The sequence below is a fragment of the Pseudonocardia sp. MH-G8 genome, assembly GCF_002262885.1.
GTDB lineage: Bacteria > Actinomycetota > Actinomycetes > Mycobacteriales > Pseudonocardiaceae > Pseudonocardia.
On record NZ_NKYF01000015.1, the window covers coordinates 157,114 to 171,956 of the forward strand.

Consider the following 14,843-nt stretch of genomic DNA (forward strand, 5'->3'; position numbering starts at 1 on the left):
TGCAGCGCGGTCGACGTCGGGCAGCAACGGCCCCCCGAGCGACGCATGCGGCCGCGGGAGACCGGTTCCGATCACGCCGACGATGCTAGGAGCCGGGGGCGGCTCCGGTCGTCATCCTCAAACGGGACTCTCCGCTACCCCCGTGGTGGTAGCCCTGCAACTTTCGAAGGCCGGGTCAGCGCGGCTGCGCACCGCTTCTGTCGTCCGACGCGGATGGCACGACCAATCCGGTTTCGTAGGCCGTGACGACGGCCTGGGCGCGACTGGTCAGATGCAGTTTGGCCATGACCCGTTTGACGTGCGTCTTGACGGTCGCCTCGCTGAGCACGAGCCGTTGCGCGATCTGGGCGTTGGTGAGGCCGTTGCCCACCAGGCGAAGCACCTCCGTCTCCCGTGCGGTGAGCGCCGCCAGGTGCGATCTCGCGGCCGCTGCGGTCCGGTGGTGCTGGGCGTAGGTCTCGACCAGCCGGTGGGTGACGCGGGGTGCGAGGAGGATGTCGCCGGCCGCGACGGCGTGCACGGCCGAGACGATGCGGTCGGGCGGCGTGTCCTTCAGCAGGAACCCGGATGCGCCTGCGGCGAGTGCGGTGTAGACGTACTCGTCGAGGTCGAACGTGGTCAGCACGATGATCCGCGGCCGGTTCTCTCCCGGGTCGGCGAGTATCCGGCGGGTGGCCGCGATCCCGTCCAGCACCGGCATCCGGACGTCCATCAGGATCACGTCGGGGTGGGTCTCGGACGCGACGGCGACGGCGTCAGCACCGTCGGCGGCCTCACCGACGACCTCGAGGCCCGGCGCGGCGGTGAACAGGGCGACGAGTCCCCCGCGGATCAGAGCCTGGTCGTCGACGACGAGTACGCGGATCATCATCAGCTCCCGGTGAGTGGCAGGCGCAGGACCACGGCGAACCCTCGCTCGGCACGCGGGCCTGCGATGAGGACACCGCCGTAGAGTTCGGCGCGCTCTCGCATGCCGCGCAGGCCGTGCGATTCGGGCGACGGTGGACCGGCAGGCGAGCTGCTGCCGTCATCGCTCACCGTGAGGGTGAACGTCAGCTCACCGTAGTCGAGCTCGATCCGCGCGGCTGCCGGTCCGGCGTGCTTCAAGACGTTGGTGAGCGCCTCCTGGACCACCCGGTACGCGCAGAGGTCCGGTCCCGGCGCCAACGGGCGGAACTGGCCGGTGACGACGACGTCGACCGGGACACCCGCGGAGCGGGTGCGCCCGACCAGCTCGCCGAGCACGGCCAGCCCTGGTTGCGGCCGGTAGTCCGGCTCATGATCAACCCGCAGCACGTCGAGCAGGCGTCGCATCTCGGCCAACGCCTCACGGCCGGCGTCACCCGCAGCGGTGATCGCGCCCGCGGCCGCGGCCGGATCCGCATCCAGCACGTACCGGGCCACACCCGTCTGCAAGGAGACGACCGCCATGTGGTGGGAGACGATGTCGTGCAGCTCCCGCGCGATGCGCACCCGCTCGTCGGTGGCGGCCCGTGCCGCCTGCGCGGCGAGCCGCTCCGTGCGCCGGGCCCAGCCGCGGGTGCCGTCCCCGAGCATCCAGGCCCCCAACAGCACGAGCGTGGCCTGCACGACGGCCGCCCAGGTGGCCCCTTCCGTCTCCCGAACGACGATCACCATCACGACCATCGTCGGCAGGAACACGACGGCGGCGACGCCGCGGGGGCGCAGGGTGGCCACGGTGAACAACGCGACGACCAACCCGATCCCGCCGTTGGGGACCTCCTCGTAGCCGTGGCCGATCAGCCCGTACGCGACCAGCGCGACCACGATGATCACCGTCGTCAGCACCGGCGCACGCTGGCGCATCGCAACAGGCGCCGCCGTGAGGAGTGCGAACAGGTAGATGGGCCAGCCGAAGGCACCGGCGGTACCGCTGCGGGCGACGGTGTACACCGTCACGGCAACCAGCACCGTGGCCAGCAAGGCGTCCACGAGGACGGGCCGCACGCTCACTCGCACGGCCCGACCGTAGGCCCGTCCCGGACCCGTGGCGTCATGCCACCTCGGCGTCGTACACCTCCTCGGGGGCCGCGGCGAGCAGTCGCTCGGCCATCTCCTGTTTGAGCGCCGCGAGGTGGGCCTCCTGGGCCTCGGAGCGGCCGGAGGCGCGGGAGAGTGCGATGAACTCGTCGGTGACGAAACCCTCCCGGATCTGCAGCGTCACGGCGCGGTCGCGGTAGCCGAAGCGGAACACGTACCGCGCCCGGGTGTTCCCGATCGCCGGTCGTTCCAGGTCGGCGCGGACCACGTACCGGTCCTCGGTGGCCGCGCGGGTGACCAGCTCGACCGCGTCTCGCGCGCCGGGGCCGCGGAACGCGGTGTCCAGCCGGATCTCCCGGCGGGCGGGTGGACCGGCCGGTTCGAGCAACGGCCACGCCCGGCGCATCACGGTGAAGCCGTGCGCCACGCCGCCGGGGAAGCCGGGCCCGTGGTAGCGCATGAGGTCGTCGAGGCCGAAGCGCAGCAGCGTCCCGCCGTCGAGCACCTCGAGGGTGGCGGCGCTCATCGCACGGGCGCTGTGTCGATGATTCGCTCGCCGGCGCTCGCTCATCGCGCACCGGCCGGCGTCCGGGTGGCCTCCTCGGCGGCCCACGGCAGGAAGCCGTCGAGGAACCGCTCGGTGGCCGGCATGAAGTGGCTGCCGTAGTGGCTCATCGGGTCCAGCGTCGCCACCACGAGCGTACCCGGCGTGCTGACGCGGTCGACGTAGAGCAGCGCCTCCCCGGTCGGCAGCGTGATCAACACCTCGGCTCCCTCGGGTGGGTCGAGCACGCCGTGGTAGTGCCAGGTGCAGTCGCGCACGGCGAGGTGGTCGAACAGGGAGTGCTCCGGGTCGGGGGTGCGTAGCCCGAGGTCGGCGCCCGGTTCGAGCCACCACCAGAAGTTCGTGGGGCGGTGCTCCCACCGGACGTTCGGCAGGAACTCCGGCACCGGCTCGCCGCCGGCGAAGGCGATCACGGTGCCGCCGGAGTCGAGCAGGTCGCGCACCCGCCCGCCGGCGGTGTGCAGGAGATCGCGGTGCAGCCGCTCGGGGATGATCAGGCCGTCGAGGCCGGTGAGGTCGGTGCCCGCCAGCTCCGGGAGGTAGCGCAGCCCACCGGTGACGTGGCGGGCGTACTTGGGGGTGGTGAGCGCCCGGTGGTGCGGGGCGGAGCCGCCGTACACCGCGGCGAGGCCACCGCCGCTCCCCGACGGTGAGCCGGCAGGGCCGGGAGCGACGGTCGGGTCCGGGGCACCGGCGGACGGCGCCGCGGCGATCGCGGCGCGGCGGGCGCGAGCCTCGGCTCGCGCCCAGTCGACGAGCTGGCCGGCGAGGCGGTTCGCGGTGTTGTCCGCGGCGTCGTAGCCGAGCAGGTCGCCGCTGGCGTGCACCACGATCGTGCCGCGGGTGGAGGTGCGGTCGACGTAGGTCGCCGGCTCCCCGCCGCCCAGCCGGACGAGCACCTCCGCCCCCGGCGGGAGCGGGTGGTGGCCGCGGGCGAAGAACCCGGCGACGCCGCGGCGGAAGGTCAGGTCGTCGGGCTCGATGCCGGCGAAGATCGGGTGGTCGGCCAGCCCGGCGACCGTGTAGGCCGCGAGCGACGGGCGCGCCAGCGGCACGAACATCGAGGCGCCGGGCAGCCAGTCGCGGTGCAGCTGCCCGCCGAACAGCAGCACGCCGCCGCCGTCGAGGTACTCGCGGATCACCCCGCGGTGCCGGGCCAGGTGCTCCTGGTCGACGGTCGACGGCACGACGAGCAGTGCGTAGCGGCTCAGGTCGGTGCGGTCGAGGGCGTAGCAGTCCACCCGCTCCCCGCGGCCGGTGCGCTCGGGTGAGCGGATGTCCATGTCGATCAGTGCCACGTCGTGCACGGGGGGCCTCCAGGAGGGGGTCGGTGACCGGTGGCCGCGGCGACGAGCGCCGCGGTGTGGTCGTGGCGAGGGGTGGCGAGCACGTCGGCGGTCGGGCCGCTCTCGACCACCCGTCCACGGCTCATCACGACCAGCCGCGTGCAGCCCTGCTGGGCCAGCGCGAGGTCGTGGGTGATGTGCAGGACCGCGATCCCGCGGTCGGCGGCCAGCCGGCCGATGAGGTCGACCAGGTCGCGGCGCAGGGACGCGTCGAGCATCTGGGTCGGTTCGTCGGCCAGGATCAGCCGGGGCCCGGATACCAGCGCGCGGGCGAACGCCACCCGCTGCCGCTCGCCGCCGGAGAGCTCGTGGGGGTAGCGGTGCAGGTGGCGGCGGTCCAGCCCGACGGCCGTCGTGGCCTCTGCAGCCCGTTCGGTGTGGGAGTCCCGATCCCCGATCCGGTGGATCCGCAGCGGCTCCGCCACCGCGTCGACGACGCGCAGCGTGGGGGGCAGCGCGGTGTAGGGATCCTGGAACACCAGGTGCATCTGCTGCCGCAGGCGGCGCACCTGCGCGCGCCGGGCGGCGACGATGTCGGAGCCGGCGATCCGGATCGCGCCGCGGTCGGGGCGGACGAGCCCGACGACCGCACGGGCCACCGTCGACTTCCCCGCGCCCGACCCGCCGACGAGCCCGACCACCTCACCGGCGGCCACCGCGAGGTCGACGTCGGTCACGGCGGCGACCCGGCCGCTGCGCCCGCGGAAACCGACGGTGAGTCCGGCGATCTCCAGCGCAGGGGGGCTCACCGCAGCACCTCCGGCACCGGCAGCTCGAGGCGCGCCGCCGACTCGACCAGCAGCCGGGTGTAGGGGTGCTGCGGCGCAGCGGCCACCCGCGCGGCCGGGCCGACCTCCACCAGCCGGCCGGCCTGCATCACCGCGATGCGGTCGGCCACCCGCTCGATCATCGGGAGGTCGTGGGTGACCACCAGCAGTGCGAGCCCCATCCGGCGGCGCAGCCCGTCGAGCAGCTCGAGCACCTCGCGCTGGACCAGGACGTCCAGCCCGGTGGTGGGCTCGTCGGCGATCACGACGGCCGGCTCGTTCGCCAGCGCCATCGCGATCACGACGCGCTGCCGCATCCCGCCCGAGAACTGGTGGGGGTGGTCGCGTCCCCGCCGCGGATCGATCCCCACGAGCTCCAGCAGCTCGGCGGCCCGTGCGCGGGCGGCCGACCGGCTGGTCCGCCGGTGCACGCGCACCGCCTCCACGAGCTGGTCGCCGACGGTGTGCACGGGGTTCAGCGCGCTCATCGCCTCCTGCGGGATCAGCGCGACCCGGTCGCCGCGCAGGCGGCGCAGCTCCTCGGCGGACAGCGTGGCGAGGTCACGTCCCTCGATCCGGACGGCGCCGGTGACCTCGGCGGGCGGGCCGAGCAGCCCGACGGCGGCCGCCGCCAGCGTGGACTTCCCGCTGCCCGACTCGCCGACGAGGCCGACGAGCTCGCCCGCCGCGACCTCGAGATCGGCCCCGTCCACCGCGCGCACCGGGCCCGGCCCCGGGTAGGTGACCCCGAGGTGCTCGATCACGAGTGGCGGGTCGTCCGCGCGGACCACCGACATGTGCCCCCGCCGGACGCGGGGCCGCACCGCCGCGACACGACCGCGCAGCGACGGACGGGCACGTTCCTCGAACGCCTGTCCCAGTAGCGCGAACGCCAGCACCGTCAGGGCGATCGCCAGCCCCGGCGGGATCACCCACCACAACCAGGCGTCGGTGAGGAAGGCGCTGCGGGCGTGCGCCAGCGACAGCATCGTGCCCCAGCTCTTCTGCGCGATGTCGCCGAGGCCCAGGAACGCCAAGGACGCCTCGAGCAGGATCGCGGTCTTCGTGGCGAGCACGAACTGCGGCACGACGAGCGGCGCGACGGCGGGCAGCAGGTGGCGCGGCACCACGTGCCACGGCCCGGCGCCCATCGCGCGCAGCGCCTGGATGTGGTCGCGCTCGCGAAGCGACAGCACCTGGGCGCGCAGCTCCCGGGCCACCCCGGCCCACATCACGGTCGCGATGACGAGGATCTGGGTGGACAGGCCCGGCCCGGCGAACACACCGAGCACGATCGTCAGCGGCAGCGCGGGAAGCGCCAGCACGACGTCGACGAGTCGCATCAGCACGGGGTCGACCCGGCCGCGGGCGTAGCCCGCCGTGACGCCGACGGCCGCGCCGACGAGCGTGGCCGCGAGGGCGGCGACGAGCCCGACGAGCAGGGAGACGCGGGCGCCGTACAGCAGCTCCGTGAGCAGGTCGTGCCCGATGTCGTCGGTGCCCAGCAGGTGCGCGCCCGACGGCGCGGCAAACGGGCGGCCGGCCCGCTCGGCCGGGTCGTAGGGCGCCAGCAGCGGCGCCGCGACGGCCACCAGCAGGAGCACGGCGAGGATGCCCGCCCCGGTCGCGGCCGTGCGCCTCGACAGCCGGTTCACGACACCGCTCCCGCAACCGCCCGCGCCCGGCGCACGCGGGGGTCGAGCAGCGGGTAGGTCAGGTCGGCCAGCGCGTTCGCGGCCACGATCCCCAACGTGACCAGTAGGAACGCCCCCTGCAGTAGTGGGTGGTCGCGCGCGGTGACGGCGTCGAAGATCAGCCGTCCGAGGCCGGGGTAGGCGAAGACGGTCTCCACCACCACGGCGCCCGACAGCAGCGTTCCCAGCACCAGCGTGAGGTTCGTGTAGACCGGCAGCAGGGCCGTGCGCAGCGCGTGGTGCAGTGCGATCCGCCGGTCGGGCACCCCCTTCGCGCGGGCGAGCCGGACGAACGGCTCGTCCAGCACCGACACCATCGCCGCGCGCGTGAGCAGGAAGAACCCGCCGAACGTCGACAGCGCCAGCGTCGCCGTCGGCAGGACCATCCGGTGCGCGGCCTCGATGAGCCACACCGCACCCTCGGCGTCGATCGTCGCCGCGCCGTAGGACGGGAACCAGCCCAGCCCGACGGCGAAGACCGCGATGAGGATCATCCCGAGCCAGAACCCGGGCATGGAGTCCAGCGCGAGCACCGCGGCGACCGCGCCGGCGTCTCGGCGACGGCCGCGGTGCCATGCCGCCCACGCCCCGGACACCAGCCCCATCACGAACGCGAACGCGGTGGCGAGCCCGACCAGCACGACCGTCCACGGGAGGTACTCCCCCAGCACCTCCAGCACCGGACGGTTGAACTGCACCGAGTGGCCGAGGTCGCCGCGCAGCAGGCCGGCCCAGAACGCGAGGTACTGCTCGGGCAGCGACCGGTCCAGGCCGTAACCGGCCCGGACCTGCGCCATCGCCTCCGGGGCGAGCCCGAGGGCGTCGCCGCCGTAGAGGTACTGCACCGGGTCGCCGGGAGCCAGGTGCGGCAGGAGGAAGTTCAGCGTCGCCGCCGCCCACACCACCAGCAGGTACTGGCCGGCGCGCGCGGCGACGGCCCGCCCGGCCGTCATCGCCCGGGGGCGACGACCGCGTGGGCCCGCTCCGCGACCTCGCGCGGCAGCAACGACCACTTGTGCACGATGCCGAAGCCCGGCGACTCCGCCCAGCCGGCGAACGCGTCGGCCCGGAAGGCCCAGTGCTCGTCCGGGTAGTAGAGCGGGATCGACGTCGGCTGCGCGTTGAACATCCGCTGCATCTCGAAGGCCACGGTGCGGCGCTCCTCCACCGTGGTGGTCGCCTTCCACCGCTCGAACAGCGCGTCCCACTCGGGGTAGGGCAGGTCCGGCGCGTCCCAGAGGTAGCCGGAGCGGTGGGACATGATGAACTGCGTCGGGTCCGCGACGCCGTGCGCGGTGATGCTGCTGATCTGCAGGTCGAAGTCCCGCGAGGTGGACAGGTCGGCGAACGAGCCCGCGTCCAGTGCCTGCGCGGTGGCGGCGACGCCGACCTCGGCTAGCTGCTCGGCCACGATCTCGGCCGCCCGCACCTGCGTCGGCTCCGATCCCTGCGCGACGATCGCGTAGCGCAGCGGGCCCGCCGGCCCCTCGCGCACGCCGTCGCCGTCGCCGTCGGTGAAGCCCAGCTCGTCGAACAGCGCACGGGCACGCGCCGGGTCGGACGGGGTCGACAGCGTCGGGTCCGTCCACGGCGAGTCCGGGTGCGGGTAGCCCTTGTCCGCGACCCGTCCCTGCCCCAGGTAGACCGTGTCGAGCAGCTCCTGACGGTCGAGCGCCAGGCTCATCGCCTGCCGCACGCGCGGCTGGTCGAACGGCGCCCGCTCGAAGTTGAGGCGCAGCTCCGGGAACCGCAGCGGCTCGGTCTGGATCACGCCGATGTCCGAGGAGCGCGCGAACTCCTCGATGAGCTCGGGTGACACGGGCCGGAACGCGGCGTCGATCTGCCCGGAGCGCAGCGCGGTGAAGGTCGCCGACGGATCCGCGATGATCGGCATCACCAGCTCGCGAACGACCGGGGCCCCGGCGAAGTAGTCGGCGTTGGCCTCGAAGCGGTAGCCCGTGGTCGGGTCGAACTCGACGAGCCGGTACGGCCCGGTGCCCACCGGCAGCGCGTTGTGGTTCTTCGCCTCCGCGGGCGGCACCTGCGACCACACGTGCTCGGGCAGGATCGGCAGGTCGGCCAGCGTCACGGGCCCGAGGTCGGGGCACGCGAAGGCGCAGGTGAACCGCACCTCGTGGGGGCCGAGCACGTCTACCGAGGAGACGTCGGGGATCTCGTTGATGTGATGGGTGAAGCGCCCGGTCGGCGCCTCGTGGGCGTAGTGGAAGGTGAAGGCGACGTCATCGGCGGTGAACGGCTCGCCGTCGTGCCACCGCACGTCGTCGCGCAGCGCCACGTCCCAGGTGTTCGGGTCGACCATCCGGACCTCGGTCGCGAGCCACGGCTGCGGCTGGTCCACGTACGGGGACGGTGCGAGGAGCTTGTCGTAGACCAGCTCGCTGACCTGCTCCTGGAAGCTGACGAAGACGTTGAGCGGGCCTCCCACCGCGGCCGGTAGGGCGATCGACAGGCGGTCGGCCGTCGTCGGACCATCACCCGCAGGCGACTCCGCGCCTCCCGCGCACCCGCCGGCCAGCAGGAGCACCGCGACGGCGGCGGGAGCGAGCCGACGCCTCACGGGAACACCGCTGCCCGGTGCACGCCCCGCGGGCAGGAAAGATCACTCGGTGACATTCGGCCACACTCCACAACGTTCGTTAGGCTCAGCTACACACTGGCTAGGCGACCCTAAGTTGAACGGTGTCGGGCGGCAAGCGGGTCTCGGCGCGTCGCAGATGTGATCTCGTCCGCACTCGTCCGCCGGCGGCGTCGCACCAGGCCCGACGGGACCCGACGCCGAGTTGACCGCTAGATCCAGAGGCCCAGCAGGTAGAGCACAACCGCGCTGAGGGCGATGACGAGCCACAACAGGACGAGGAACAGCCACGGCGACATCACCCGCAAACGGCCACGTCCGCACGCAGCCACCGCTGCCGCAGGTGTGCCGTCGACGCAGGAGGCGCACGCGTCCATGGTGGAATCCGGGCTCGGCGCAGGCGCCGCGCAGCAGCAAATCCTAACGGGATCTTGACGGCTGGCCCCCTGCGCCGAACCTAGGCTCCACCAGGTGATCGGGCTCGGCGCGACCGTCAAACGGCTCCTCGTGGGACGGCCGCAGCGCAGCGACCGGCTGACCCACACGCTGCTGCCCAAGCGGCTCGCGCTTCCGGTGTTCGCCTCGGACGCGATGTCGTCGGTGGCGTACGCGCCGCAGGAGATCTTCCTGACGTTGTCGGTGGCGGGTGTCGCGGCCTACGCGCTGTCGCCGTGGATCGGGCTGGCGGTCGCGGTCGTGCTGCTCACGGTGGTGACCAGTTATCGGCAGAACGTGCAGGCCTACCCGTCGGGCGGCGGGGACTACGAGGTCGCCACCGTCAACCTCGGCCGGCGTGCCGGCCTGACCGTCGGCAGCGCGCTGCTGGTGGACTACACCCTCACCGTCGCGGTGTCGATCTCCTCCGCCGCGGACAACCTCGGCGCCCTGATCCCCTACGTCGGCGAGCACAAAGTCGCCTTCGCCGTCACCGCGATCGTCGTGCTCACAGCGATGAACCTGCGGGGGATCCGGGAGTCCGGGGTCGCCTTCGCGATCCCGACCTACGCCTTCATGCTCGGCATCGGCGTCATGATCTTCTGGGGTCTGACCCGGATCCTGCTGCTCGGCCACGACGTCCGAGCGCCCAGTGCCGATCTGGACCTGCACGCCGAGGGCGACCCGTTCACCGGGCTCGCGCTGGCGCTGCTGGTCCTGCGCTCGTTCACCCAGGGCTGCGCCGCACTGACCGGTGTGGAGGCGATCAGCAACGGCGTGCCCGCCTTCCGCAGGCCCAAGCCGCGCAACGCCGCGGCCACCCTCGCCCTGCTCGGTGGGATCGCGGTCACCATGTTCATGGGGCTGATCGCGCTGGCCCTGCTGACCGGGGCGGAACTGGCCGAGGATCCCGACACCCAGCTCGCAGCCGCGCCCGCGGGCTACGTCCAGCAGACGCTGGTCGCGCAGCTCGCGGATGCGGTGTTCGGCGAGTTCCGGGCAGGGTTCCTCTTCGTCGTCGTGTTCACCGCCTTGATCCTGGTACTCGCCGCGAACACCGCGTTCAACGGCTTTCCCGTCCTCGGGTCCATCCTGGCCCAGGACCGCTACCTGCCCCGCCAGCTGCACACCCGCGGCGACCGGCTCGCCTTCTCCAACGGCATCCTGTTCCTCGCCGGGTTCGCGATCCTGCTGGTCGTCGGCTTCCGCGCCGACGTCACCCGGCTGCTCGCGCTCTACACCGTCGGTGTGTTCGTCTCGTTCACCGTCAGCCAGGTCGGCATGGTCCGGCACTGGAACCGCCTGTTGCGGGCGGGTACCGGCCCGGCCGGCGCGCGCGGCATCCGCCGCTACCGGGCCGTGAGCGCGTTCGGCGCCGCCATGACCGGCCTCGTGCTGGTCACCGTCCTGATCACGAAGTTCACCGTCGGCGCGTGGATCGCCATCGCCGCGATGGCCGGCTTCTACGCCCTGATGATCGCCATCCGGCAGCACTACGACCGGGTCTCGACCGAGCTGGTCCCCGGCGAGGCCGACGCCGTGCTGCCGTCGCGCAACCACGCGATCGTGCTGGTGTCCAGGCTGCACAAGCCGACCCTGCGAGCGGTGGCCTACGCACGGGCCACCCGCCCCGACGTCCTCGAGGCGGTCACCGTCAACGTCGACGACACCGACACCCGGCGACTGCTCGACGGGTGGAGCAGCCGGAACCTCCCCGCGCCGCTCAAGGTCATCGAATCGCCCTACCGCGAGATCACCAAGCCGGTGCTCGACTACGTCAAGCGCGTGCGTTCGGCGAACCCACGCGACGTGGTCACGGTGTTCATCCCCGAGTACGTGGTCGGGCACTGGTGGGAGCACGTCCTGCACAACCAGAGCGCGCTACGGCTCAAGGGCCGGCTGCTGTTCCAGCCCGGTGTGATGGTCACCAGCGTCCCCTGGCAGCTCGCCTCCTCCGAACGCGCCGCCCGGCCACGCGCGGAAAGCGCTCCCGGAGCGACCCGGCGCGGCTACGCCGGCCCGCACGGGGAGTCGGATGGGATCACCTCGGGCTTCATCGGCACGGGTGACCGCGTCAATTGAGGTCGAGTCGATGGCAGCGGGTCAGGTGCGGTTGGCAAAGGCCTCGACGTCGTCGATGCGCCCGGAGACGATGAGCACGTCCCCGGCCCGCACCACCGTGTCCTGGGTCGCGTAGGTGAACTCCTCGCCGCGGCGCTTCACCCCGACGACGGTGATGCCGAACGCCTGCCGCAACCCGCTCTCGGCCAACGACCTGCCCACGATGCCGTGCGGCGCGACGGTCTTGACCATGGCGAAGTCGTCCTCGAACTTGATGTAGTCGATCATCCGTCCGGTCACCAGGTGCGCGACGCGTTCGCCCATCTCGTGCTCGGGCAGGACCACGTGGTGCGCGCCGACCCGCTCCAGGATGCGGCCGTGCTGGCGGCTGATCGCCTTGGCCCAGATGTGCGGGATCTCGAAGTCGACCAGGGTGGCGGTGGTGAGGATGCTCGCCTCGAGGTCGGTGCCGATCGCGACCACAGCGCGGTGGAACTGCGGGACGTCGAGCTGGCGCAGGGCCTCGGGGTCGGTGGTGTCGGCGACGGCGATGTGGGTGAGCTCGTCGGCGTAGCGCTGCGCGATCACCGGGTCGCTGTCGATGCCCAGGACCTCGGATCCGCGACGGACCAGCTCCCTGGCGACCGAGGCGCCGAAACGCCCCAACCCGAGTACGGCGACCCGGCCGCCGCCCGGCTCACGATCGGTCTTCCTAGCCAACGATGGGTCGCTCCTCGGGCAGTTCGTAGCGGCGGACGCGGTCGCGCAGCGCGAGCGCGGACGCCAGCGTGATCGGGCCCAGTCTGCCCAGGAACATCATTGCCGTCAGCACCAGCTGCCCCGCCGGGGGCAGATCCGCGGTGATCCCCGTGGACAGGCCGACGGTGCCGAAGGCGGACACGACCTCGAACAGCACGTCGTCGAGCCGGAACGGCGCCAGCGACAGCAGGACGACCGTCGACACGGTGACGAGGCCGACGCCCAGCAGCGCGACGGTGAGCGCCTGGCGCTGCACGGCAGCAGGTAGGCGCCGCCCCAGGACGTGCACCGTGGGTTCACCGCGAACCTCCGCGGCGATGACGAACGCGAGCAGCGCGAACGTCGTGACCTTGATGCCGCCGGCGGTACCGGCGCTGCCGCCGCCGATGAACATCAGAATGTCGGTGATCAGCAGGGTCGCCGGATACAGCTCCCCCATGTCCACGCTGTTGAATCCGGCCGTGCGCGGCATGACGCCGTGGAACAACCCCACGACCGCTTTGCCGCCGATGCCCAGCGGACCCAGCGTGGCCGGGTTGCGCCACTCGGTGATCAGGAACGCTGCCACGCCCACCACCAGCAGCACCGCGTAGGTGATCACGGTGATCCGGACGTGCAGCGACCAGCGGCGGGTGCCGGTACGAATCCTGCGGCCGAGCTCGAGCAGCACCGGGAACCCGATCCCTCCGAGCACCACGGCCACCACGATCGGCAGGCAGATCCACGGGTCGGTGGCGAACGGCATCATGTTGTCGGTGAACAGGGCGAAGCCCGCGTTGTTGAACGCCGACACCGCGTGGAACACGCCGAGGTAGACCGCCCGGCCCGGTGCCTCGCCGTAGAACAACGCGAACCGCGCCACCAGCGGCACCGCGACCACGAGTTCGATGGCCACGCTCAGCGCCAGGATCGCGCCGACGACCTGACGCACATCGCCCAGACCCAGGGCCTTCGTCTCGGTCTGCGCGGTGAGCTGCAGCCTCAACCCGATGCGGCGCGCGATCAGCAGCCCGAGCAGCGTCGCCAGCGTCATGATCCCGATCCCGCCGACCTGGATCAGGCCGAGGATGACCAGCTCGCCGACCGTGGACCAGTAGGTCGGCGTATCGACCACGATCAACCCGGTGACGCACACCGCCGACACCGCCGTGAACAACGCCGCCACGATCGGGGCCGACGTCCCGTCCTGTGTGGCGACCGGAAGCAGCAGCAGAGCCGTTCCGACCGCGACCGCCGCGCCGAACCCGCCGACGACCGCGGCCGCGGGCCTCCGGAACAGCCACGGGACCGACGCCGGGCGTCCCTTCGCGAAGCTCGGCACAGCGCGAGGCTAGACCCGACACGACGAGGAGATCCGCAGACCGTGTTCGCCCCGATCGAGCTTTTCGTCCGGGCGGAGAAGGTGTGACCGGTACGGTCCCGGCATGCGGATCCTCGTGTCGGGGGCGAGCATCGCGGGCCCTGTACTCGCCTACTGGCTCAGCCGCTACGGCTACGCCGTGACGGTCGTCGAACGCGCCCCGGCGCTGCGCAAGACCGGTGGGCACGCGGTCGACCTGTTCCGCCCGGCGATGGAGATCTCCGAACGGATGGGGGTACTACCGCGCATCGAGGAACTGGCCACCGGCACGAACCGGCTGGTGGTGACGCGGGAGGGCGCTCCGGGACCGGTTGCGATCGACCTCGCCAAGGTGTTCAGCGCGGCGTCCGACCGCCACGTCGAGGTCATGCGCGACGACCTCAGCGAGGTCTATCACGACGCGGCCCGCGACGCCGTGGAGTACGTCTTCGGCGACCGGATCACCGCGATCGCCGCCGACGGCACCGTCACGTTCGAGAAGGCAGCACCCCGCCGGTTCGACCTCGTGGTCGGCGCCGACGGGCTGCACTCCGGTGTGCGCCGGCTGGTCTTCGGTGACGAGGCGCGCCACACCCACCTCGCCGGCGCCCATCTCGCGGTGCTGTCGGTACCCGCGGAGCTCGGCCGGGACGGCGAGATGCGGATGCACCTGGGCGCCGGGCGGGAGGCCGCGGTCTACGGCGCCCGCCACCTGACCGACGCCCGCGCCGTCTTCCTGTTCCGCAGCGACCGCGAGTCGCACACCCACCGCGACGTACCACGGCAGAAGGACCTGCTGCGCCGCACCTTCGCCGGGATGCACCCGGAGGTGGACGTCTGGCTCGGCGAGCTGGAGCGCACCGCGGCCTTCTACTTCGACGCCATCATCCAGCTCCAACTCGACTCCTGGTCACGAGGACGGGTGACACTGGTCGGCGATGCCGGGTACTGCCCAGGACCCGCGGTCGGTGGCAGCACGAGCCTCGCCGTACTGGGTGCCTACGTCCTGGCCGGCGAGCTGGCCGTCGCGGGCGGCGACCACGAACGCGCCTACCCCGCGTACGAGCGCGAGATGGCAGAGGTCGTCCGGCGCAGTCGCGCGTTCGCCCGCGGCGTCGCGAAGACGCTCATCCCCTCGTCGGCACTGGGTGTCCGAGCGCTGTTGGGAGGCGCGCGCCTGCTGTCCGCCCTGCCCACGCCGATCAGCCGCGCCATCGCCAAGGCCAACGACAAGGGGCTGCGCCTGCACGACTCGATCCGCCTCAAGGCCTACCCCTGAA

Annotated in this window: 12 protein-coding genes; 2 read left to right on the plus strand and 10 right to left on the minus strand. The window is 72.5% G+C overall.

Annotated features, from left to right (window positions below; genetic code table 11):
• Positions 1-175: 175 nt before the first annotated feature.
• The 8 genes from CFP66_RS28645 to CFP66_RS28680 are packed head-to-tail and all read right to left on the minus strand — an operon-like array spanning position 176 to position 8,951.
• On the minus strand, positions 176-868 hold the full coding sequence (locus tag CFP66_RS28645) for a response regulator transcription factor (protein ID WP_198961729.1): 693 nt from the start codon (positions 866-868) through the stop codon (positions 176-178).
• 2 nt (positions 869-870) lie between these two features.
• Positions 871-1,980, minus strand: coding sequence for a sensor histidine kinase (locus CFP66_RS28650; RefSeq protein WP_094928307.1), 1,110 nt, complete (start codon positions 1,978-1,980; stop codon positions 871-873).
• Between the two features lie 34 nt (positions 1,981-2,014).
• Positions 2,015-2,527: a hypothetical protein gene (locus CFP66_RS28655; protein ID WP_094928308.1), complete on the minus strand. Its 513-nt coding sequence runs from the start codon at positions 2,525-2,527 to the stop codon at positions 2,015-2,017.
• Positions 2,528-2,568: 41 nt separating this feature from the next.
• Positions 2,569-3,873 (minus strand): hypothetical protein, encoded by a 1,305-nt coding sequence (locus CFP66_RS48640; protein ID WP_198961721.1) that lies wholly within the window; start codon positions 3,871-3,873, stop codon positions 2,569-2,571.
• The gene (locus tag CFP66_RS28665; RefSeq protein ID WP_094928309.1) at positions 3,855-4,661 is read right to left on the minus strand and encodes an ABC transporter ATP-binding protein; all 807 of its coding nucleotides are present in this window, start codon (positions 4,659-4,661) and stop codon (positions 3,855-3,857) included. Before CFP66_RS28665 ends, CFP66_RS48640 begins: the two co-directional genes overlap by 19 nt.
• Positions 4,658-6,334, minus strand: a complete 1,677-nt coding sequence (locus CFP66_RS28670; protein WP_094928310.1) for a dipeptide/oligopeptide/nickel ABC transporter permease/ATP-binding protein — start codon at positions 6,332-6,334, stop codon at positions 4,658-4,660. Before CFP66_RS28670 ends, CFP66_RS28665 begins: the two co-directional genes overlap by 4 nt.
• Positions 6,331-7,326, minus strand: coding sequence for an ABC transporter permease (locus CFP66_RS28675; RefSeq protein ID WP_094928311.1), 996 nt, complete (start codon positions 7,324-7,326; stop codon positions 6,331-6,333). The genes CFP66_RS28670 and CFP66_RS28675 overlap by 4 nt, the downstream gene beginning before the upstream one ends.
• Positions 7,323-8,951, minus strand: coding sequence for an ABC transporter substrate-binding protein (locus CFP66_RS28680; RefSeq protein ID WP_094928312.1), 1,629 nt, complete (start codon positions 8,949-8,951; stop codon positions 7,323-7,325). The genes CFP66_RS28675 and CFP66_RS28680 overlap by 4 nt, the downstream gene beginning before the upstream one ends.
• 489 nt (positions 8,952-9,440) lie before the next feature.
• Here CFP66_RS28680 and CFP66_RS28685 point away from each other — a divergent pair, with 489 nt between their 5' ends.
• Complete coding sequence (locus CFP66_RS28685; protein WP_094928313.1) at positions 9,441-11,486, plus strand: APC family permease; 2,046 nt, start codon at positions 9,441-9,443, stop codon at positions 11,484-11,486.
• 21 nt (positions 11,487-11,507) lie between these two features.
• Here the strand turns inward: CFP66_RS28685 and CFP66_RS28690 are convergent, their stop codons facing one another.
• Positions 11,508-12,185 carry a TrkA family potassium uptake protein gene (locus CFP66_RS28690; RefSeq protein WP_094928314.1) on the minus strand — a complete coding sequence of 226 codons (678 nt, stop codon included), beginning with the start codon at positions 12,183-12,185 and terminating at the stop codon, positions 11,508-11,510.
• Positions 12,178-13,545 carry a TrkH family potassium uptake protein gene (locus CFP66_RS28695; protein WP_369805188.1) on the minus strand — a complete coding sequence of 456 codons (1,368 nt, stop codon included), beginning with the start codon at positions 13,543-13,545 and terminating at the stop codon, positions 12,178-12,180. Before CFP66_RS28695 ends, CFP66_RS28690 begins: the two co-directional genes overlap by 8 nt.
• 103 nt (positions 13,546-13,648) lie before the next feature.
• Between CFP66_RS28695 and CFP66_RS28700 the strand changes: the two genes are divergently transcribed.
• A complete protein-coding gene (locus tag CFP66_RS28700) occupies positions 13,649-14,842 on the plus strand; it encodes an FAD-dependent monooxygenase (RefSeq protein ID WP_094928315.1) in 1,194 nt (397 codons plus the stop codon).
• Position 14,843: the final 1 nt, after the last annotated feature.

What these genes read in the sequence shown, in the direction of transcription:
- CFP66_RS28645 (WP_198961729.1), bottom strand. Translation starts at nt 868, where the DNA reads ATGATCCGCGTACTCGTCGTCGACGACCAGGCTCTGATCCGCGGGGGA.
- CFP66_RS28700 (WP_094928315.1), top strand. Translation starts at nt 13,649, where the DNA reads ATGCGGATCCTCGTGTCGGGGGCGAGCATCGCGGGCCCTGTACTCGCC.
- CFP66_RS28675 (WP_094928311.1), bottom strand. Translation starts at nt 7,326, where the DNA reads ATGACGGCCGGGCGGGCCGTCGCCGCGCGCGCCGGCCAGTACCTGCTG.
- CFP66_RS28655 (WP_094928308.1), bottom strand. Translation starts at nt 2,527, where the DNA reads ATGAGCGCCGCCACCCTCGAGGTGCTCGACGGCGGGACGCTGCTGCGC.